This is a genomic window from Haladaptatus marinus, from assembly GCF_051194195.1.
On record NZ_JBLZNK010000008.1, the window covers coordinates 142,208 to 163,488 of the forward strand.

Genomic DNA, 21,281 nt, shown 5'->3' on the forward strand with positions numbered 1-21,281 from the left:
ACCCACCGAGTGGTCACCGCTGGAAACTCGGACTCACAAATCACTCGAAGAATATCGTCATCACTCACTTGCTCCGCAAACCGTCCCCTCTCGTCGCGTTCACTCTTGTTCCCTGTCTAGGTGGAGCTATCGTTCCCAGCTTTCGCCAACATCACCGAGTTGTGCGTCAAGTCGTTCTGTTGCCGACGCAATCCGTTCCAGCGCACGGACAACCCGCCAGACGAGATAGAATGTGAATACTAACGTGGCTACCTCCACCCAAAGTAGTGGTATACCGAGCAGAAATACGCTGTACAGGAGTGTGACGAGAGCAACGACGATAAGACCAATTTTGTACGGTGATCTCTGATTTCTGGTAGCCATAATTATCGTTCTCTTTGGATGAAAATAGTATATTCGATGAAGTAAGAAATAGCAGTTTACAGCAGTTCAAAGGACGATTCTCCATGATCCGTTGACTCTCTGCTCACCCTTCACTAGATTTCGACCCTCAGAGCTAACCTCCGATTCACTTTGGGATGTGGACCATCCCACAAATATCGTCATCAGTCGTTTGCTCCGCAAATCGTCCCTGCTCGTCGCGCTCACTCTTATTCTCAGTCATAACCCAAAGTATCACAGCCACCTACTTAATACCAACTCCCACGTAGGATGCCGAAATCTTTAATACCGTCTCTCACATAGGATATGGTAGGAAGAACGGTGCCCTCGGGCGTGTGTAGAAACGCGCCGGGTGCTGTAACACCCGGCACCGGTCTTCCAAATCCAGCGAAAGACCATGAGTACAAAGCAATCCTCAGCCCTTGAAGCTGACGAGACGGGACAGAAACGCGCACAGGCCGAACAATGTGCCTTTGACGTCGGTGCCCCCGGACTCGTTGAAGTCACAGCACTCTCAATGCATTTGTCACCCCAGTAGCGATACTGCGATTATAGCGCCGTTTGTTCTACTGGTGTTTTTGTGTTCGTCGTTAGATCCTCAGAATGGTCGGAATGAGAACGGTTGCGGCTACCGACAGTACAAGACCGTTAATGAGCGCTGGAATCACGAACTTCTCACCAGAAACACGCTGAATCAGTGGGAGCGTCACATCCATCGTTGTTGCGCCACCCGGCGCGATACTTGTCACTCCACCGAAGTATTTGGTGACGACTGGAAGCACGAAGAATGTGACAATTTCACGAAAGAGGTTCGCGAGAAACGCAATCGCGCCTAATTTCATTCCGCTGAGATCGAACACGACGACCCCCGCGTAACTGTACCACCCAAACCCTGCTGCGACTGCTGCGGCGTGGGCAATGGGCATGTTGATAACCATCCCAAGGAGCACGCCACCAAGTATGCTCCCGACAGCCACGGCCACTGGAATCAAGAGTACGCCCCATCCGATGTGTACGATATGGCTCACGGCTTTGGTATCGCTTCCAACTGTAACACCAACGCCGAATAGCAGCGCCAAGAGCGCATAATCGGAGATCGATGCAAGACTTGTGACGAGGTGCTCTGGAAGTCCGATGTTCGAGAGTCCGAAACCAACTACGAGCGAGATGAAAATGAGAGCGGTGATCTTCCAATCGAAGCCATCAGTTTCTAGCTCCGATGATGAGCCTTGACGAGTGAATCCGTTCTCGTCGGACGAGGCGGACAGCGGGTCGACGATCGACGTGATTGCGATGGTCAGGTAGACACAGATGATACTGCCGATGACTGTTCCTAGACACAGCACAAGTGCGGATCCACCAATCGTATCCAAATCCTGCAGGATGTGGTTATTACCTCCGAGTTGTGCACCGATCGAAATGAGGAGAACAGCGAGACCGGCGAAGATGATATCATCACCTATTTGTTGGGTTCGGTCAGACGGTAAATAATATCCAAGCACACCACCAATCAACAAGGAGACAAGCAGCGTTTCGACACTCATGTTTCACTATTAAACAATGCTGTATAAAATGTTCTCATCTCACTGTCTCCAGAGTCCTATTTGGGCGCAAATAAGCAACGTCACTGCCACGATCCAGATCAAATATGCCCCGATGAGAAGGCGATTGTGTTTGCACACGGGGGTGGTGAACTCGTTTATCACCGCCTTCCGGTGTAACCCGATTCTCCAGTATACGGTGACGAGCAGCCACCTACCGCAAAAACACCGCAATAACAAGTTTACTTCCAAGTAGTCGAATTGTCGTTCTCGCCTCCGTCCACCGGAGATGCTCAACCGCCAGCCGTGATGGTGGTTTCATCGGCTGTGTTCGTGGCGGTTGAGATCCGATCGGGGTGATGAACGAGTTCACCTCCTTCACGATTTCTCGGGAAAGTTGCTCGTCGCACCGAATCGGGCAAGGATCCGCCGAGGGAGTCGAACCCTCGTGCTGACCATCACGGGTTTCGTAGGACGATTCGTTGTCGTCCCAAACATCGAGATCGATCCGCTTGAACGTTGGACGGAAGTACCACCGGAGGGTGGCTAATGGCTCTGCCGGCCATTCCACTTGATCACAACACACCGCTGTTTCCAAACACGTTGGGAGTAGTCGGTGTTGCATTGGTCATCCTTATGATAATCCTCAGGGGAGACGCCTATGATGATCCTCCCTACCTACGGGCACTGTTCGCGGTGTTCGTGGTATCCATAATCGCCAGTGGAGCGGTTGAAATGATCTTTCATCGGGGCGATTTATCTGTATGATTCGATACCGTGGCGAGCTTGGCGATACTGTGTGCTGGAATGGTGATGGTGTTTGAGTATTACATGCCGACCGAGGGTCGGGACGACCAGGGCGATTCTCCTGACTAATGAGGTTGTGAGATGAGTTTGAAGATAGACGATGACCGTATACGAGAGCCGGTAGCATCGAACGTTAGCACAAAGTACTAATCACTATTTCCTCGCAAGTGAATCTGAGTACGTTGGTACTCTTTGAGATGCTTCATTCGGTCGTCTCAATTCCAAGGGTATCAGCGACCCACTGAGCGGTCACAGCCGGAAACTCTGACTCACGAATCACTCGAAGCACCGGCCAACACACTGAATGCAGCGATGGTACCACCAAAGCTTGCGACCGTAAATGCAAGGGCAATGGCAAGAACCTAGACAAGCACACCCGCACCATTCTCGGCGAGACTTCGAACAGCTGTGTCATATCCCTGCTCCTTTAGGACACGGGGAAGCAATAGAATGAGGAAACTCCACCCAAGCAGATATACAACAACGAGTGTTCCGAGAAACAATGCTGCGGAAATCACGTACTTACCGTCACGAACCGCTCGACATCTTTTTTGTCCGCACGAGGAACACGTGATCTTGATCAGAGGAAGCATCGACGGACACTTCTTTCCCACGTGTGGTCATACGCACTTCGTACTCGTCTGTCGCCTCACCGTCAAGGCGAACAGTTTCGATTTCTGCATTCGGAGGGATCACATGTCCAACTGAAAGCTCGGCAATGTCGGCGCTTGGAGAAACTCGGGTTCGATAAAGTCCCGCCTTTCCGGGGACAGTTGCGGAAACTGCCACAGCACCGTCTTCTCCAAGGCGAATGTTTTCCCCCTCTACTCGGGGGAAGTCTTCCGGTATCTGCGGAATGACCTGAAGTCGCTTTCGGCCCATATCGGGTCGCAGTCCTAGATAGTGACGCACGACAGGCCAAAGGATGCCATAGGTACCCCATGCCTGCAGCACCATCGCTCGCTTCGTGAACTGTTGATTAATGGACCGGCCATAATTCGGTGACGGTGCTATTTCCGGCATTGCTCCGGGCTGCTCATCGGGATCCGGAAGTTGAAGTGTTGCGTTTGCACGCATATATCGTCGCTGCTGATCACGTCCAAGCCGACCGTAGTTCCCTTCGCCAACAGCCATCACTGCACTGTTGAGCGTAAAGATACTCTTTTCTGCTGAATCTTTTGTATACTCATACTCACCCTCATCACAGCCAGGTCCACCAGTATGGTAGAGACCCTCGTTCCGCCGGTGAGTTGTTTGTTCTTCATCTCCAGTTCCGCTATAACAGGCCGTCTCTCGCAGGTTCAGTGCAGCGTTTCCATGATTTCGTGTTGCAATCCCAGGGACAACAGATCCTGACTCGTCAACATAATCAACGGACATCGGCGTCACGCCAATCCAGTGGCGTTGATAGATGCGACGGTTATCGTTCGTCCCGTTTTCCGGGACGTCGATTGAACCAGCGTGTTGAGGAATCTCAGGAATCCACCATGTCTCAACAAATTTCGCGAGCATCTTCCCAGCTTGATCACTCGCCCATGTCGCCGTCTGTTGGTCTCCCTTGCTTCGAGCCATATCAGCGAGGGCAAACAGCCCACGGATAGTATAGACAGCTACGTCAAGTTTCTCCTCGCCCATGCCAGAACGCTCAACGTTCCCCTGCCCAGAGGGCCAGAGGTCGCTGTCTTCGTCTAGCTCCTCTGTAATGTAGGTTAATCCATCGACAATGAACTCATACATCTCATCGCGGAACGCATCGTCGCCGGTCCATTGCCAGATTTGGTGGACTGCCATGGCAAATTTGGCCGTCTCGTCAGTGTTGCCAGGATCTGAATTTGCGCCATAGTACACTGAACCATCAGTGATTACCTCGTGAGCGACCTTTCCAGTATCCTCGTTGAGGAGGCGACTAACCTCATGAATTGCCCGCATGTGATCTCTTGGAATGTCGAACTGACCGGCCGCGAGTGCGGCGAATGTCGTATACTCACCGTCGACAGCAAAGAGCCACTGATAGTCCGGAAAGCCTGCGGCATAGAACCGAATTCTATCGATCTCACCAATAGGAGCGGGGTACTGCGTTCCCTCATCAGTGTACCGGATCTGGAGATCTGTGGCTTCTTGGACGCTATCGGCGAGGTTTTGCTTACTCCACTCAATGGATCGATCCAACAGGTTGCTGCCGGGGAGAGATACTTGCGTCCGTTCAGCGAGGTCGCGTCGCGTTTCAACCTTTTGCTGGAGTGCATCCATCGGGTCTTCTAACACGGTAGTGAGTTCCTCAACGGCAGGCTCCGGTCCGGATTCAGAGCCGGCAACGCCGACCCAGATTGTTTTTGTCGAATTAGCCGGAATTTCAACTTCATACTGGAGCTGCCCACCTTTTCCCTTGCCCATCCTGGAATCATCACACCGGATTGGATCCAACTGCTCGGTCGACTCATCGTCCGGAGGACAGACGTCGACTGGCATCTGTGGTCCCAAAATTCATCGCCTGTTTTGTGGCTTACTGGTTCCATCTTCGTTCCAACGACACTTGCCCAATTGTGACGATCGGCGTTTTCTACTGGAGGCGTTCCTTGTTCGCGGAAAACCAGGCGCTGTCCATCGAACTCGACGCTATCTTCGAGATTGAACTGCTCTTGTGACGGTGTTGTCCATCCCCACGGATACGCACTCAGTAACTCCGAGTGGGCATCAACCGTGAGCGTGAAGGATTCGTCTTTATCACCCGCCGTAAACTGTAATCCGAAGAGGGCTGCACGTTTACCATCAGGAACGAAATCAGTACGCGTGATAGATAGATTCTCGTTCCCTGGCAAATTCATGGTCACGTGCCCGTACGCACTGGTGAATCGGTTTGCACGTCCGATCCACTTATCATTAATGCCAAACCAGATGCCGTCAAGCAACTTGAGCGGGGGACTCCAAACGCCACCCATCTCGCCCCCAATGTGCCATCCCATTGCTGGGAAACGTCCTGATTCATCACCGACGATATATGCGCGGGTTCCCGTCGCCACGTATCGCCGGTCTTCAAGTCGATCCGTTACTGAAAGTGTTGACGAGTTCGTCTTGATGGAGCGTGCGTTCCCGTGATCGTTTGACCATGGATAGGCCGCTGTACGCCTAACGCCCCCCGTAGTATCAGATCCGACCGCCGCAAGAAGAGTCGCAGTAGCTGTCCCTTCGATGAATCGTCTTCGAGTTGCAGTCTTGCCTGTTCGATCTGAATTTTGCTCCTCGTTGACCATACACATAAATTGAATTATTATCGTATATAATTTATCACCAAATAGCTATAGTTGAGACAGTTCAGGAAGTGAGCTGTTCGTTGGTTTTGGTGTTCATGGCCAACCAAGAACTGCTCAGCGGGACTTCGAGATGGTACGAAATGGTTTGAATCGATGTCTCATCGAGACGACACAGCCGATCCAGAAACAAACCCACCGACTGACGTGCTTTCCGAACTTCCACCAAGTGCAAAACTGGTTGCAAAAGTACTCGAAGACAACGACAATGGGCTCACACAGGCTGAACTCGCCGATGAAACCTTGCTTCCAGCACGTACCGTTCGCTACGCACTCACTCGACTCGAAGAACACGATCTCGTCGAGTCACGCTTCTCATTTACCGATGCCCGAAAACGCTGCTATTCTCTTACCTTCGACTGATTACGTATAAATGGCGTAAGAGACGACGGCTCTCCACAATCAACTCGAAACTAAGCTAAGAACTAACCCGTGAAAAGCTGACAATCGCTAACTAAGGTAGCTATCGTTTCTCAGTAATCCACCAGATAACCACCCGCGGACTCAATTTCCCACGTTCTAACGCACCCCGTTCATGAAGCTCCTCAAGTCGCTGATGCACTGGCCGTCGCTCCACCCCGACTGTGTCTGCCACTCACCGAGTGGTCACTGCCGGAAACTCGGACGCACGAATCACTCGAAGTATATCCTCATCACTCGTTTGCTCCGCAAATCGTCCCTGCTCGTCACGATCACTCTCGTTCTCAGTCATAACAGATGGTATTGCAGCCATCTACTTAATACCAACTCCTACGTAGGATCTCGGAATCGTTAATACCGACGCCCACATAGGATATGGTAGGATGAATGGTGCCCTCGGGCGTGTGTAGAAACGCGCACAGTGGGAACAATTTGCCTTCGACGTCGATGCTCCCGGACTCATCCAAGTCACCAACGAGAGCCACGAGAACCCCGCAGCTCACCAGTACACAGTCTCCATCGACGACGTGACTAACGAACTGATGGCCTGCACCTGCCTGCACCACGTTCACCGCAACACCTTCTGCAAGCACATGGCCGCCGTCGAAAACGCAACCGACGACGGGACGCTTGAGGCGTTCCCCTCAGAGGACAACGAAGACGATACCGAACCCGAAGACTGCGACTGTGACGGCCTCGATGACTTCCCGTGCTGGCCGTGCGTGCAAACAGGACGGACGGAACTGCCGAACTAACCACCGCTTCAGTATTTATACTGCATATCTTGAAAAGCCTCTACTCAGTGTATAACGACGGTTTCAGTCTAAACCGAGACTCACTTTGATCGCCGCATCGATTTCAGCCATTTTTTCGTCACTAACCTGCCCAAAGGTTCGCTCAATACGCTTTTCAATATCAACCGTCCGTATTTGATCGAGTTGGACAGCAGAATCCTTGTCGATATCTTCATCGCTTGCACGAAGAATAACCACAAACGGATATTGTGAGAGTGTCGTTGTCATCGGGGCAACGATTGTTGTAGGCGAATACTGATTGCCAGTATCGTTTTGGATAACAACTGCTGGACGAGTCTTTTTGATTTCGGAGCCTTTTGTGGGATCAAGATTTACGAGAACAATATCACCGCGAGAGACGCTCATAGGTAGTCGTTTGCCTCTCTCGATGCCCCTTCCCATTCCTCATTTATTTCCCGTGCTTGTTCGGCGTTGTCCTTGTATGCTTTCGCGAGTTCCTCATGGTCAACGCCATTCGGCTTCCGGATCACGATTTTGCCGTCCTCACGCTCAACGATGACCTCGTCTCCCCCGTGGATATCTTCTTGCTCTCGAATCCACTTTGGGATCGTGACTTGTCCCCGGTCACCGACGCGCCGTGTATCCTGTGACATTACACAAATTCATATGTTTTTCATATCTATAAGTGCACCGGATGAGTTATGGAGAAACGACGAAGGGTTGCGACGGCCTGGGTGACTTCCCGTGCTGGCCATGCGTTCGTGCGGGTCGCAAAGAACTCCCGAGTTCATCAGTCGTCGTGTCTGGAATCGTCCCTCCCGAAAGACCCCAGAGGTGGGACGGCATCGACGGTTGTTCCTGTGATCCAACAGTGAACGCCCCAATCTGCTCACCGATCGGATCCTTCGGGACGACCGCCCAGATCATCGCTCCGAGTGTGATTGGATCGTGTGCTGTCCCCGAAAAAGACCACCTCCCGATGCAGGCTACCCCGACTCGATTTCGATGTCGGCCAGTGTTGCTTCGACGACAGCCACATCGTAGCCATCGACGGTTTTACCGCCAACGACGAAGTCGGCGTCGGAAGAAACCGCGAGGTCGATAGATTCGTGCCCAAAGTTCGTGATCCATAGATATTCGTCGCGGTGGGCAACCCGGACGTTCGCGGGAAGACGACGGGTGCGAGAAACGTCTGCTGTGTCGAGTGCGTTCGATACGAGTGCGTCTGCGAGGTCTTCCTGTGGCCAGACACCACAGTACGAAACTGTTCCGTCGCCGATTTCGCGTTTCGTCATCGCCGGACGCCCGCCAGCAACATCGGAATCGTAAGTTGCGATAGACGACGCGGTGTCCGGTGTGAGCCATTCCGCCCACGTCCGGTACTCGTAGGTCTTACCCGCGTATTCGACTCGTGTCTGGAGTTGCTCTGGTAGGCTCTCGTGTTGGTCGACCGTTGCCCCCACGAGTTTCGCGAGCGGGCCGGGTGCCGGAGCGTCGCGGAGTTTGTTCGTACGGTCTTTCACCCCAGTTCTGGCACCGAACACGACGTGACCGCCGTTCTCGACGTACGACCGAAGTGTCGCGGCGCGTCCCGCATCCACGAGGTGAAACGCGGGCGCGAAGACGAGGCTGTAGTCCGTGAGGTCGGTGTCCGGATGCACGATATCTGCCTGTACGCCGTGGCGGCGAATCGCGCTGTAGTACGCACGGAGATGTGCCCAGTAGTCCCAGTCCGGCGAGTGGGGTTGGATATCTGTCGCCCATAGATTCTCGTAGTCGTGAAGAACGGCGACGGGGGCGTCTACTGGGTCGAGGTCGAACAGTTCCTCGGCAACCTCGACAGCCTCGTGGTAGCCACGGTCGGGTGAGCCGTCGGCTTCCAGAAGCCCGGCGTGATACTGTTCTTGCCCCTCCAGACAGCGTCGCCATCGAAAGTAGAGGACGGCATCGGCACCGTGCGCAACGGCGTGGTGTGCCCATAGTCGCATGGCTCCGTCGGCGGGTTGTGGCGCATGGGGCGGCCAGTTAACGTCGCCCGGTTGCTGTTCCATCACCCAAAACGGCTCGCGCTTCGCACCGCGATAGATGTCGTGGTTCATGCCCACTTCGTCCGGGTCGCCCGCCCGGAGTTCGTCGGGCGTGGGCGTCCCCTGCCGACGGTCTTGCACGAATCCCGTTGGATAGGAGTCCCACGCGAGGAAATCGAGGTCGTCCGCGAGCGAGTAAGCGTCGAGGTGGCCGAAATCGCCCATGAAGTTGTGGGTGACGAACCAGTCGTCGTTCGCCTCCTGGATGCAATCTACGTGCAGTCGATTGTACTCCACGACACTGTCGTTGGCGAATCGATAGTAGTCGAGCAGTCGTGCCGGATGTTGGTCGGCAGGGGTCGGACGCGGCGGTTCGACCGCCGCGAACGACTCGTACTGCTGACTCCAGAAGGTCGTCCCCCACGCTTCGTTCAGTCGGTCGATGGACTCGTATTTCTCACGAAGCCGGTCGCGGAAGGCGGCGGCGCAATCGTCGCAGTAGCACCGAACGGTGTCGTGACAGCCGTACTCGTTGTCGGTCTGCCAGCCCGCAACGACGTGGTTGTCGGCGTAGCGTTCCGTAACCCTTCGAACGATGCGTTCGGTTTCCTGCCGGTACGTATCCGAGTTGAAGCACGTAAATCGGCGACTGCCCCAATTACGCGGGTTTCCGTCGCGGTCTTCCTGTCGAATCTCCGGATGCTCGTCCACGAGCCACTTCGGCGGGGTCGCTGTCGGCGTGCAGAGAACGGCCTGCATGCCGTATTCGCCGACGAGTTCGACAGTCTCGTCGAGCCACTCGAAGTCGAACTCGCCACGCTGGGGTTCGACTCGACCCCACGAGAACTCGGCCATTCGGACGTACTCGATGTTCGCCTCTGCCATCTGTGCCACGTCTCGCTCCCATCGCTCACTCGGCCAGTGTTCCGGGAAGTAACAGACTCCTATCGTCATTGGTGTATATCGTTGCTGGTGCTGTGCATTCGGTTCACGATTCCTCGAAGGTCAGGGTGGTTCGTCCCGGTTCGAGACGACAGTCGGTAACTGCTCCGCCATCGCGTGACCAGCCCCCGGGAGTGGTGACGACGACCGATTGGGCCTGAGACGCCGTAAGCGTCACAGCGAGTTGCCCGGCCTCGTCCCAATCGACGGCGGTCACGTGACCGCAGAGATTGCCGAGGTGGCGCGCACCGAGCAGTCGCGGGCGGCCACGGGCTGGTGCCATGTGGACGAGTAAACAGCCGTGGGGCGGAACGGAACGCTCGAACGGACCAGTGCCGCGATATTCGGATTCGAACGCGTCCCAAACGTGAGCGTCCGTCAGACTGTGTTCGGCAGGGTCGATGCGCACCGACTGGGTGGTGTCCGACCAGTTAAAGGCGGCGACGGCGAGCGCACCATCGACCCGACGTTCGCCGACGAGTCGAGTCGGGAGTTCTTGCTCGCCGACGCCGCGAACCCGCCCCGTTTCCATCGGCGGGAGCGACCGCTCGACGAGTTCCCGACCGACGGGTTCGATGTCGGCTACTCGGTCGCTGACGACGTTCGACCCGCCGAGCAGCGCGACGAGCGTCGCGAACGACCGACGTTCGGCGAGCGTAAGATCGGTCGTCTCGCGAACGAGTTGACAATCCGGGTCGTTCATCCAGAGCCGACGGTGTGCCCACTGCCGGTTGAGCACGTTGCGAATCGCGTTTTCGTGGGCTGGCTGACTCGCAGGCGCCGCCCGCCAGTGCGGTGCGGTGTCGGGGCCGACGCGCATCGCATCGACGAGGCCGACGCTCTGCCCTTGGAGCGCGCCACAACCCAGTAAGAACACGTCGTCCCCGACGGTTTCTCGAATCGCTGTCAGTCCACGACGGTACGCCTCTGCCCGGGTGACGTCCTCGTGGCGGTCGCCCGGAAGGGCGGCGGCGTAGAGGAAATCGAGTTTGCAGTACTCGAATCGCCACTCGGAGACGATGGTTTCGAACGTCTCTCGGAGCCACCGTTCGGCCTCGGGGTGCGTGGTGTCGAGCGCATACATCGGCCCGTGACGCGGCCCAGCATCCACGGGGTCACCGTCACGGGTTACGAGCCAGTCGGGATGGTCGGCGGCGAGCGACGAATTGGACTGCACATAGAACGGTGCTAACCAGAGTCCCGGAGTGTAGTCTGCAGCACGAACAGCCGTAACGAGTTCCCCGATGTCGTCGAACCCCTCGTCGAGCGTGCGCCAGTCGCCGAACGCAGTCTGGTAGCCGTCGTCCAGTTGGACGATGTCGAGGGGAACGTCCCACTCGGCGAGGTCGTCGAGCGTCTCTCGAATATCGGCGGCGGAAACGTCGGTGAAGTAGTGATACCACGAACACCACCCAGTCGGTGCGTCGTCGGGTACGCGCGCGCCCATGCGTTCAGCGGTGGTCGCTGCGATGGCGGCGAGTGCGTCGTGGAGACTTCGCGTGGCGTCGATTCGAAGCGTCGGGAGGGAAAGTTCCTCGCCACCAGGAACTGTCGTCGCATCACCGGGACAGACGGCTTCGGCACGACGAATACCGTTCTCATCGTGAGCAACGTCGAACCGGGAAACGAACCGCGAGTGGTCGAGAAACCCCATTGTGAGCGCGCCATCGTCGTTCAACAGTGCCATCACGCCGTGGGAAGCACCCTGTGGTGCGGTGAGGTCGCACATCTGCGGTTCGTTCTCTTCGGAAGGGAATCGCTCGCCGACGGGGAGCGTCGCCGTCGGTGTCCACGACTGGTAGCCGTGCCGGTACCGTCGGGCGTCCGCCCCGTGCGTCGGTGCCGTCGCATCCGCCAGCGGTCGAAGGTCGCCGAGGGCGACTTTTCGGTCGTGCGGAGTGCGGAACGACACGCGAACATCGACGTGACCGTCGCTCGCGTCGAGTTCGACCGTCGTCTCCCATCCATCGTCGTGCGTTGCGTGGGCCGTCGTTCTGACCGATGTAGTGGTCGCGTTCGAACTTGCGGGCAGTGTCTCGGCACCCACGTCGAGTTTGATGCTGCCGTCTAAGAGCGTCTCACTCCCATGTTTGACAACGAGGCGGTGTTCGTCGGGACGATACTCGACCGTAGTTTGACCGCCCGTAACTCGGAGCGTCATCGGTTTTCGGGCTCCTCGCGTCGTTCGCGGTAGTCTGGCAGTGCATCGTCCTGCATGACGGCAGTGCGGCCGCCGTCAACGAGCAAGGATGCTCCCGTGACGAACGCGGCGTCGGAACTTGCAAGGAAGGCAACCACTCCGGCAACGTCTGAAGGGTCACCGAGGCGACCGACAGGATGGATCGATTCGAGGTATTCGCGGTACTCATCGTCCATCCCTTCGGTCGTGGGTTCGATGGCGACCCAGCCGGGATTGACCGTGTTGACGCGAATCTCAGGACCGAAATCGAGCGCCATCCCGCGAGTCATTCCATTGATTCCCGCCTTCACGGCGTTGTAGGGGTACATCTCCGGCATCGTCGGGAAGGCGTGATTCGAGGAGACGTTGACGATGGCCCCCTCGTCCATCTCGGCGACGGCGTGCTTCGCACAGAGCCAGTAGGCCCGGAAGTCGGTTTCGAGGACGAACTCCCAATCGTCCATCGTCGCCTCGTCCGCCGCCGTGTTCGTTTCGACTCCGGCGTTGTTCACCAGCACGTCGAGTCCGCCATACTCCTCGGCTGTCGCGGTGACGAGCGCCGCGATGTCGTCCGGGTCGCGCATATCCGCACGAACGAACACCGCCTCGCCGCCCTCGTCCCGAATGCTCTCGACAGTTTCGCGTCCGGCATCTTCTGTGCGTCCAGTAACGACCACGGAGGATCCCTCGTGCGCGAGCCTTCGCGCAATTTCGGCACCGATACCGCGCGTCGAACCCGTAACGAGCGCCACGCTATTTTCGAGTCCCTGCATCGTTACCACTCCGCAACGCTGCCGTCTTCGTGCCGCCAGACAGGATTGTGCCAATCGACGTTGCCTGCCTTCGCCTGCACGTGTTTTTCGTCGATATCGATGCCCAGCCCCGGCCCGTCCGGGAGATCTACGTACCCGTCGTGGTACTCGAACACCGAGGCGTCGGCGAGATAATCGAGGACGTCACTTGTCTCGTTGTAGTGGATGTCGAGGCTCTGCTCTTGAATGAGGGCGTTCGGCGCGACTGCGTCCACCTGAATGCACGAAGCCAGCGCAATCGGTCCGAGCGGGCAGTGTGGTGCCATCGCTACGTCGTACGCTTCGGCCATGTCGGCGATCTTTTTCACTTCGGTGATCCCGCCTGCGTGGCTCAAATCCGGCTGGATGATGTCAACACTGCCGTTTTCGAAGACCTCCTTGAAATCCCACCGGCTGAACATGCGCTCGCCGGTTGCGATTGGGATGGTGGTGTGGCGGGCGATTTCCGGTAGCACGTCGTTGTGTTCCGGCAGTACCGGCTCCTCTATGAACATCGGTTCGTGCGGTTCGAGTGCTTTCGCCAGTCGCTTGGCCATCGGTTTCGAGACACGACCGTGGAAATCGACGCCCACGTCAACGTCATCGTCAACTGCGTCACGGACGGCCCCGAGCCGGGCAACTGCTTCCTCGACCGCCGCGGGAGAATCCACGCGCCGCAGTTCCGCCGTAGCATTCATCTTTAGGGCGGTGAATCCGGCCTCGACTTTCTCGCGGGCAGCGTCTGCGACCCTGCTCGGTCGGTCGCCACCGACCCACTGATAGACGCGGATACGGTCGCGGGCCTTCCCACCGAGCAAGTCGTAGACGGGCGCGCCGAACTGCTTGCCCTTGATATCCCATAGGGCTTGGTCGATGCCCGCGATGGCGGACATCAGGATGGGACCACCACGGTAGAAACCGCCGCGATACATCGTCTGCCAGTGGTCTTCTATCGCGTCCGGCGATTTGCCGAGCAGGTGGGTGTCGAGCAGTTCCTCGACAGCGGCGCGGACTGTATGTGCCCGCCCCTCGACCACTGGTTCGCCCCAGCCGACGATACCATCGCTCGTCTCCAATCTGAGGAACAACCATCGTGGCGGTACCTCGTAGAGGTCGTAATCGACGATTCTGCTCATGCTGACTCACCTTCCGTCTGGGCGTACTCGCCGACTGTGGCAGTCGTCTCAGACGTTTTCGTCTTCAGCGAGTCGCCCGTCTCCGGGTCGAACAGATACAGTGACGCTTCGTCGAACGTGAACCGAACCGTCTGACCGGGCGTCGGACGCAGTGTACTCGCAATGCGTGCGGTCAGTTCGCGGTCGCCGAGCGTCGCGTACAGGAAGTTCTCGTTCCCCATCGGTTCGACGACGGACGCTTCGGCGACGTTGCCACCGGATTCGACGAGTTTAATGTCTTCCGGTCGAACGCCGACCCGAACTCGGTCGTAGCCATCGACCCACGACGAATCGTCTAGGTCGTACTCGAACCCACCCGGCCCGTGGAGCGTCGAACCGGAAACCTCGGCGGTAAAGAGGTTGATGCTCGGCGAACCGATGAAGTTCGCGACGAACTCGTTGGTCGGCGACGTGTACACCTCCTCGGCGGTGCCGACCTGCTGGAGTTCCCCGCCATTCATGACGGCAATGCGATCGCCCATCGCCATCGCTTCCGTCTGGTCGTGGGTGACGTACATCGTCGTCACGTCGAGGTCGTGCTGGAGTTCCTGTAGTTCGGTTCGCATCTCCGACCGAAGCTTCGCGTCGAGATTCGACAACGGTTCGTCCATCAGGAACACTTCGGGTTCGCGGATGATGGCGCGACCCAGTGCAACGCGCTGTTGTTGCCCGCCCGAGAGGTCGCGCGGACGCTTATCGAGGAGGTCGGTGATGCCGAGCATCTCGGCGGTTCTCTCGACGCGCTCGCGAATATCTGCCGAGGTGCGTTCCGACGATAGTTTCAGACCGAAGCCGAGATTCTTGCGAACGTTCATGTGCGGGTACAGCGCGTAGTTCTGGAACACCATCGCAACGTCCCGGTCGCGCGCCCGGAGGTCGGTCACGTCCTCGTCGTCGAACAGGATGTGGCCGCTCGTGACTTCTTCGAGGCCTGCCACACAGCGGAGCGTCGTCGTTTTTCCACAACCCGACGGGCCGACGAGGACGAGAAACTCCCCGTCTTCGACCGTGAGATTCACGTCGTCTACAGCGGTCAGCATACCGCCGTCGTCGAGTTCGAACTGTTTCCGTAAGTCGTTAATATTGATTTCTGCCATAGTGTATCACTCCTTGACTGAACCGGCGAGGATGCCGCTAACGAAGTACTTCTGGAGGAAGAGAAAGAGGATGAATATCGGTACGATAGAGAGACCCGCGGCGACCATAATCTGGTCGTAGTAGACGCGCTGTGCGCCGACGAGGTCGCTGATGGCGACCGGAATGGTGTACTTGTCCTGACTGAGGATGACCAGTGGGAACAGAAAGAGGTTCCACTGGAAGAGGAACAAGACGATGGCCAATGCCGCCAGCGACGACTTCATCGTCGGAAGTGCGACCCGGTAGAACACCTGAAACTCAGTCGCCCCGTCCATGCGTGCGGATTCGAGCAGAGCGTCCGGAATCGACCGCATGTTCTGGCGCATCAGGAAGATGCCGAGGGGGTTGGCCGCCCACGGCAGGATGATGGCCCAGTAGGTGTTGGTCAACCCGATGCGCGACATCAGCAAGAAGAGCGGAATGACGAGCAACTGGATGGGCAATACGAGGGTTGCGAGGATGGTGTAGAAAATCGGCTCCTTGTACTCGAACTCGTACTTTGCGAAGGCGAACCCACCCATTGAACACAACAACAGTGACAGCAGTGTGTACACTGTCGCCACGAAGATGCTGTTGCCGACCGCCCCGACGAATCCGACTTCGTACCCGAGGAACGCCGTCGCCGACCGTTGCTGGAGTGCGTTGAAGTTCTCCATGAACTGTGCGAGCGACCCCGGAATAACTCGGGGGTCGCTCGCGGCGGCGAGGAACGCTTGCTCTTGGAGCGTCGAGGCGACGACTATCCAGTAGAGCGGAACGATGGTGACGAGCACTGCGACGAGGAGGAAGGCGTACGTGACGAGTTTCCATCCGAACTCGCGTTGGTGGTTACGCACCGCTGTCACCTCCGTCGCCGACGGCCTTGATTTGGACGATAGAGAGCGTGCTGACCACGGCGATGAGCACCCACGTCAGCGCGCTGGCGTAGCCGAGTTGGAACTGGACGAACGCCATCTCATAGATGTACTGGACGATGGTTCGGGTGGCGTCCGCCGACGCACCCGCCTCGCTCACGATGAGCGGTTCGGAGAACAGCTTGAACGTCCCGATGGTCGAGGTGACGGCGACGAACAGCAGTACCGGTTTGAGTTGCGGGAGCGTCACGTATCGGAACTTCTCCAGTCGGTTCGCGCCGTCGATTTCGGCGGCCTCGTACAGTTGCTGGGGGACGTTCTGAAGCCCCGCGAGGAGGATTATCATGTTGTAGCCAGTCCACCGCCACGTCACTGCCCCGACCACGGTCATCCGCGACCAGAAATCGCTCTGGAACCACGGAATCGGGCCGATTCCGACGAGGCCGAGCAGATAGTTTACGAGTCCGTGCTGTTGCATGAGCAGGACGAAAACGGTCGCGTACGCGACGAGATTCGCCGAAATCGGAAGCGCGAGCGTCGTTCGAAAGATTCCCCTGAGTTTGACGAACGAAGCGTTGAGTGCCACGGCTAGTGAAAGTGCGATGGCTATCATCAGCGGCACCTGCACCAGCAGGATGAACACGGTGTTGTACATCGCTTGGTGGAACTGGCCGTCGCTGAGGAGTCGCGCGTAATTCGAGAAGCCGACGAACGTCAGGTCGGCAATCGAAGTGACTTCGGTCCCGAGGACAGGCACGGTAAAGAGCACCATCCCCCCAACACCCTCGAACTGGAAGAACGAGAGGTAAATCGTGTAGAGGATGGGAAACGCGAGGAAGACCGTAAACAGCACGAAGAACGGGAGCAAGAAGATGTACGGGACTCCCTTGAACTTCGGCAGTCGCTCGGAGAGACGCTGACGCCGCCAGCGAAACCCATCCACGAACTCGTCGCGGTACGACCCGCGTCGCTCGCTGGTTATTTCGTCTGTTTGAGACATATGGTGTCGGAGGGCGTTAGGCTACCTTGCGGTCGGTTCGGCTAGCGACCTGTTTCGCAGCCTTCTCGACGGCCTTTTTCGGCGAAAGTTTCCCGCTCATCATGCTCTTGAAGTGAGTGTTGATAGCTTTCGTCACCTCCGGCGTGTCGGTCGTGTATCGATACGATGGAATGTTCGGCGCGATGTTGGCGAACATTCGGCCAGCACTCTGCCCGCCGAGGAACTTGTGCCCCGAGTCGAACGCATCGCTCTCGTACGCCGGCTTGTACGCCGGGAAGATGCCGTACTTTCGATACATCTCGGCTTGTCGCTTCTTGCTTCCCAGTGTGTATTTCATGTAGTCCCACCCACGGTTGGCTTTCGTGTCACTGACTTGGTCGGCGATAACGAGGTTCGACCCGCCCCAGTTGGTCGCGCGACGACCACCCTTCTCGAAGGCTGGCGGCTTCATTACGCGCCATTTGCCCGACGTGTTCGGTAGCTCTGACTTCAGCGTTCCTTCCATCCACGCGCCAGCGTTGAGTGAGGCGATAGAGCCTTTCTTGAACGCGGAGAACCACGCGCTCGACCACGATGCTTTGTTGTCGGTGATACCAGCATCGCGAAGGCGTTTGAGATTGCGCGCCACGCGTACGCTCTTTTCGTTGTTGAACCCGACTTTGCCATCCTCCGTAAAGGGTTGTCCGCCCAGTTGGCGGTACTGCATCCGCCAGAGACCGTCGTAATCGTTCGACGGGATGTTGAGCATGGCGGTGTCCTTCGGCAGTTTCTTCCCTTCTTCGATGAACTCCGACCACGTCTCGACGTTATCTAACTTGACACCGTGCTTGTCCAGAACGTCTTTCCGATAGAACGTCCCGACGGGGCCGATGTCCCACGGGAGCGCGTACGTCTTTCCATCCTTGGTCAGCGGTTCCCACTTCCCGGAGACGAACTTCTTTTTGAAGTCCTTTTTCAGCCACTCTGAAATATCTCGAAGACCACCCGTATCCACCCACGCGGCGGAATCGACGCTTTCCATCGTTGCGACCGCAGGCGCGCCGGAGCCAGCGAGAAGCTTGGATTTGTACTTGTCTTTCATATCGGTGCGACCGATTTGCTTGACGTTGACCGTCGCATCCTTGTTTTTCTGGTACGATTTGGCGGTTAGTTGCAGGGACTTCGCCGCAACGTCCCAGCTCCACGCGTTGATGGAGTCGGCCTTCTTTTTGCTATCACTGCTTCCATCAGTATCACCGAGGCATCCCGCAAGGGCTGTTGCACCGGCGACACCCGCACCTTTTAACACGTTTCGTCGGTTCGTACCGCGCTTATTGCTCGTCATGGTTTGCGATACCATATCTCTGCCACCGGGAAAACTTAGTTCTTTGGTTAAAAAGCATATTAACCGAAGATTTTAACTCATATATCCAATTTAATAATAATAGTTTGGAAATAATGGGTATGTGGTGAAATATGCTCATTTTGGAACCGTTCACTAACGATGAACGAATAGTCCACGATTACGGGAAATCTCTACCGGAGATCGCGGGGAATCTGTCCGCCCAAGGTCGATTAGGGTTCTACGACGGCATTCGGAGAAATTGATGAACAATCACGACAATATGTTCAGTATCGGTGAACGAGTTTTTGTATTTCGAGCGTCATCATCAACTATGACGGAGTATCCAGTCGGTGCCACCGCGACGACGTTCGAGGTCATCGATGCCTTAGCGACACTGGAACGCGCCGGTGTCACCCAACTCGCCAATCGACTCGGTCACTCGAAAGGAAGCATCCACAACCATCTCGCTACTCTCGAACGGCTCGGGTACGTCGTCCGAGAAGACGGACGATATCGACTCGGATTACGGTTCCTCGAACTCGGGACGGGTGTTCGAGCTCCCGATTCGCTGTACTGCGTTGCACGGCCAGAGATAGACCGCCTTGCGAACGCGAGTGGCGAGACGGCGAGTCTCGTCGTCGAAGAGAACGGAGAAGCCGTCTTCGTCTACAGAGCGGGAGACGACGCCGATTCCATGCTTCGTGATGGAAGCCGCGTCCCCCTCTATGCATGTGCCGCTGGAAAGGCCATCCTCGCCCACCGAGAGTGCGAGCTCGTCAAGTCACTCCTCAGTGGGGACGTACCGATGCCGACCGAGAGGACGATAGCAACGCGCACGTCGTTGATTCAGGAACTCCAGACCGTTCGTGACCAAGGGCTCGCGTTCGACCGGGGCGAACTCGCTTCCGACCGCCGTGCCGTTGCGGCGGCTATCTTAACCGACGACGGCCGCGCCGTCGGTGCCGTAACTATCTCTGGCACCGCCCCCAGTATGAGCGGTAAACGACTTGAAGAGGATATGCCCGGTCTCGTTCTCAGCACGACAAACAATATTACGTTCGAACAAATTTCTAATGAATAAAATTATTCACTCGTAGTGAATGGCAAGGAAGCGTCCGTACACGGGGTTTTAATACCGTTTCAAGAGAAATCGCCGACACCGCCCCTGAAAGACCCTCCCATAAGTGTTCATCGTTAGTGAACACCCGGTGAACCAGGAGTGCGCCGGATAAGTATCGAATCGTAATCACGCTTCCAGAAAAATCCCGAAATTTCACGCTCGTCTGCGAGCGTCCAGTATCGGTGACAGACCGAACGTATCGAGCACATCCTCTTCAACCGGGGCTCAAACGCTTCGGAGGACATCGTATCCTGCCGACAATCGATCTATTTTGTGTCATCTAAGAACCAGTCTATATCGTTTTCGTCGCTTATTTCATCGGATTTGACGACCAGAACGTCCACGCCAGAGTTCTTCCCGACAAGTCCGACACGGTTGAGGCGATTCAGGATGAGCGACGCAAGGCGATAATGGTCGGCGACGGCGTCAATGATGCGCCACCACTCGCCGTTCACTCGGTTAGAGTTCCGGAACTGCTGTAAACAAGAGGACGAAGGCGTTGACCGCTAGCAACACCAACACGACCCACTGGAAGATATGTTCGGGAATGTTGTCGAGGATGTAGACGCCGGCCCATGCACCGACGAACATCATCGGAATGGCGATTAGAGCTTCGACCAACAACGACATCGTCACGTCACCCGTGTACGTAAGACTGCCGAAGCGGTACAGTATGAGCGTGCCGAAGAAGGCGGTGAACACCGCTTTCATCTCCTCGTCACTCCTTCACTGATTACAGTGCAGAAGATTCGAGAAAGAAGATCAAAAACGCCTACTCACGACAGTACAAGAATTAGATACAAACGGCGTATACGTTGTCCTCAGTAACAGCGGAGTCATGTATGATATGTATGAAGAGGCTGGGTTCACAGTCAAAACTGAAGGGGCAACACGGTTGATTAACAGTGACGCGGAGAGCCGTGACGAAGTCGACGAAATAATTGAGACGAATGTTCCAGCAGACTCCCGCCGTCAAGCAGATCAAAAGTCATTGATGGACTTTTCCACGAACCAGAGAGCGAATAGAACAGGAATTGCGAGGATCACCAGCCACCATCCTCTCGAGTGAAGATATCGCTCGAACGACGACCTTGAAGAGAGTTCTGTAGTAACCATAGATGCGATATCGCTTCCCGCAGGTAAATCCATTCCTAGAGTAATAAGTAACTACTCGGATCCGCCAGCTGACTCAGAACATCACTGAAAGAGCGATTGCACCAAGAAACACGATCCCAAGACCGCCAAAGAGCTGCATGAGCCGCCGATACAGAGTCGGTCGTTCCAACGAATCACCAGTCGTTGCCCCAATTGCCCACACGAGACAGCCGAGACTGACTGCTGTGAATGCCCCAACAGTCGCGATAGCACCCCCACTCTGCCAATTAATCCCGCTTGTCCAAATCTCATTGAGCGACCACAGAGCCCACGCTCCAACAAGCAAACCAAGCGGAGTTCGGGGTGATCGGTATTCGAAGTTCGTCATTGACGACAAAGAGACGCTCTATAAGAATAATAGTTCC

The 21,281-nt window shown here is 56.4% G+C and carries 19 protein-coding genes and 1 pseudogene; 5 read left to right on the forward strand and 15 right to left on the reverse strand.

Going from position 1 to position 21,281, the window contains the following annotated elements; translation table 11 throughout:
- Nucleotides 1-126: 126 nt before the first annotated feature.
- Nucleotides 127-363 (reverse strand): DUF8066 domain-containing protein, encoded by a 237-nt coding sequence (locus tag ACN2TU_RS27050; RefSeq protein ID WP_472850226.1) that lies wholly within the window; start codon nt 361-363, stop codon nt 127-129.
- Nucleotides 364-971: 608 nt separating this feature from the next.
- On the reverse strand, nt 972-1,925 hold the full coding sequence (locus ACN2TU_RS24480; RefSeq protein WP_435159176.1) for a LysO family transporter: 954 nt from the start codon (nt 1,923-1,925) through the stop codon (nt 972-974).
- Between the two features lie 546 nt (nt 1,926-2,471).
- Here ACN2TU_RS24480 and ACN2TU_RS24485 point away from each other — a divergent pair.
- On the forward strand, nt 2,472-2,690 hold the full coding sequence (locus tag ACN2TU_RS24485) for a hypothetical protein (protein WP_435159177.1): 219 nt from the start codon (nt 2,472-2,474) through the stop codon (nt 2,688-2,690).
- A gap of 567 nt (nt 2,691-3,257) precedes the next feature.
- Here the strand turns inward: ACN2TU_RS24485 and ACN2TU_RS24490 are convergent.
- Entirely contained in the window at nt 3,258-5,123 is a 1,866-nt protein-coding gene (locus tag ACN2TU_RS24490; protein ID WP_435159178.1) for a glucosidase family protein, read from the reverse strand.
- 1,010 nt (nt 5,124-6,133) lie between these two features.
- On the opposite strand from ACN2TU_RS24490, the gene ACN2TU_RS24495 reads away from it, so the two are divergent.
- Both ACN2TU_RS24495 and ACN2TU_RS24500 read left to right on the forward strand, forming a co-directional pair.
- Nucleotides 6,134-6,400, forward strand: coding sequence for a helix-turn-helix transcriptional regulator (locus ACN2TU_RS24495; RefSeq protein ID WP_435159179.1), 267 nt, complete (start codon nt 6,134-6,136; stop codon nt 6,398-6,400).
- 584 nt (nt 6,401-6,984) lie between these two features.
- Nucleotides 6,985-7,212 carry an SWIM zinc finger family protein gene (locus tag ACN2TU_RS24500; protein ID WP_435159180.1) on the forward strand — a complete coding sequence of 76 codons (228 nt, stop codon included), beginning with the start codon at nt 6,985-6,987 and terminating at the stop codon, nt 7,210-7,212.
- A 63-nt stretch (nt 7,213-7,275) separates the two neighbouring features.
- Here the strand turns inward: ACN2TU_RS24500 and ACN2TU_RS24505 are convergent, their stop codons facing one another.
- From ACN2TU_RS24505 to ACN2TU_RS24550, 10 genes are all read right to left on the reverse strand, one after another.
- Nucleotides 7,276-7,617, reverse strand: a complete 342-nt coding sequence (locus ACN2TU_RS24505; RefSeq protein WP_049972635.1) for a type II toxin-antitoxin system PemK/MazF family toxin — start codon at nt 7,615-7,617, stop codon at nt 7,276-7,278.
- Nucleotides 7,614-7,865 carry an AbrB/MazE/SpoVT family DNA-binding domain-containing protein gene (locus ACN2TU_RS24510; RefSeq protein ID WP_435159182.1) on the reverse strand — a complete coding sequence of 84 codons (252 nt, stop codon included), beginning with the start codon at nt 7,863-7,865 and terminating at the stop codon, nt 7,614-7,616. The genes ACN2TU_RS24505 and ACN2TU_RS24510 overlap by 4 nt, the downstream gene beginning before the upstream one ends.
- A gap of 333 nt (nt 7,866-8,198) precedes the next feature.
- Nucleotides 8,199-10,193: a beta-galactosidase gene (locus ACN2TU_RS24515; protein ID WP_435159184.1), complete on the reverse strand. Its 1,995-nt coding sequence runs from the start codon at nt 10,191-10,193 to the stop codon at nt 8,199-8,201.
- 34 nt (nt 10,194-10,227) lie between these two features.
- The gene (locus ACN2TU_RS24520) at nt 10,228-12,342 is read right to left on the reverse strand and encodes an alpha-galactosidase (RefSeq protein WP_435159185.1); all 2,115 of its coding nucleotides are present in this window, start codon (nt 12,340-12,342) and stop codon (nt 10,228-10,230) included.
- Nucleotides 12,339-13,133, reverse strand: coding sequence for an SDR family NAD(P)-dependent oxidoreductase (locus tag ACN2TU_RS24525; RefSeq protein ID WP_435159186.1), 795 nt, complete (start codon nt 13,131-13,133; stop codon nt 12,339-12,341). The genes ACN2TU_RS24520 and ACN2TU_RS24525 overlap by 4 nt, the downstream gene beginning before the upstream one ends.
- Before the next feature lie 2 nt (nt 13,134-13,135).
- Complete coding sequence (gene dgoD, locus ACN2TU_RS24530) at nt 13,136-14,287, reverse strand: galactonate dehydratase (RefSeq protein ID WP_435159187.1); 1,152 nt, start codon at nt 14,285-14,287, stop codon at nt 13,136-13,138.
- Nucleotides 14,284-15,423, reverse strand: coding sequence for an ABC transporter ATP-binding protein (locus tag ACN2TU_RS24535; protein WP_435159188.1), 1,140 nt, complete (start codon nt 15,421-15,423; stop codon nt 14,284-14,286). Before ACN2TU_RS24535 ends, dgoD begins: the two co-directional genes overlap by 4 nt.
- Before the next feature lie 6 nt (nt 15,424-15,429).
- The gene (locus ACN2TU_RS24540; protein ID WP_435159189.1) at nt 15,430-16,299 is read right to left on the reverse strand and encodes a carbohydrate ABC transporter permease; all 870 of its coding nucleotides are present in this window, start codon (nt 16,297-16,299) and stop codon (nt 15,430-15,432) included.
- Nucleotides 16,292-17,317: a carbohydrate ABC transporter permease gene (locus ACN2TU_RS24545; RefSeq protein WP_435159190.1), complete on the reverse strand. Its 1,026-nt coding sequence runs from the start codon at nt 17,315-17,317 to the stop codon at nt 16,292-16,294. The genes ACN2TU_RS24540 and ACN2TU_RS24545 overlap by 8 nt, the downstream gene beginning before the upstream one ends.
- Before the next feature lie 16 nt (nt 17,318-17,333).
- Entirely contained in the window at nt 17,334-18,656 is a 1,323-nt protein-coding gene (locus tag ACN2TU_RS24550; RefSeq protein ID WP_435159192.1) for an ABC transporter substrate-binding protein, read from the reverse strand.
- Nucleotides 18,657-18,972: 316 nt separating this feature from the next.
- Between ACN2TU_RS24550 and ACN2TU_RS24555 the strand changes: the two genes are divergently transcribed.
- On the forward strand, nt 18,973-19,722 hold the full coding sequence (locus ACN2TU_RS24555; RefSeq protein WP_435159194.1) for an IclR family transcriptional regulator: 750 nt from the start codon (nt 18,973-18,975) through the stop codon (nt 19,720-19,722).
- A gap of 305 nt (nt 19,723-20,027) precedes the next feature.
- On the opposite strand, the gene ACN2TU_RS24560 is transcribed toward ACN2TU_RS24555, so the two are convergent.
- Together ACN2TU_RS24560 and ACN2TU_RS24565 are read right to left on the reverse strand one after the other, a co-directional pair.
- A complete protein-coding gene (locus tag ACN2TU_RS24560) occupies nt 20,028-20,216 on the reverse strand; it encodes a hypothetical protein (protein WP_435159195.1) in 189 nt (62 codons plus the stop codon).
- Nucleotides 20,217-20,220: 4 nt separating this feature from the next.
- Nucleotides 20,221-20,472: a hypothetical protein gene (locus ACN2TU_RS24565; RefSeq protein WP_435159197.1), complete on the reverse strand. Its 252-nt coding sequence runs from the start codon at nt 20,470-20,472 to the stop codon at nt 20,221-20,223.
- Between the two features lie 11 nt (nt 20,473-20,483).
- On the opposite strand from ACN2TU_RS24565, the pseudogene ACN2TU_RS24570 reads away from it, so the two are divergent.
- A pseudogene (locus ACN2TU_RS24570) lies at nt 20,484-20,764 on the forward strand (DNA adenine methylase); the annotation flags it as partial.
- Nucleotides 20,765-21,281 lie beyond the last annotated feature (517 nt).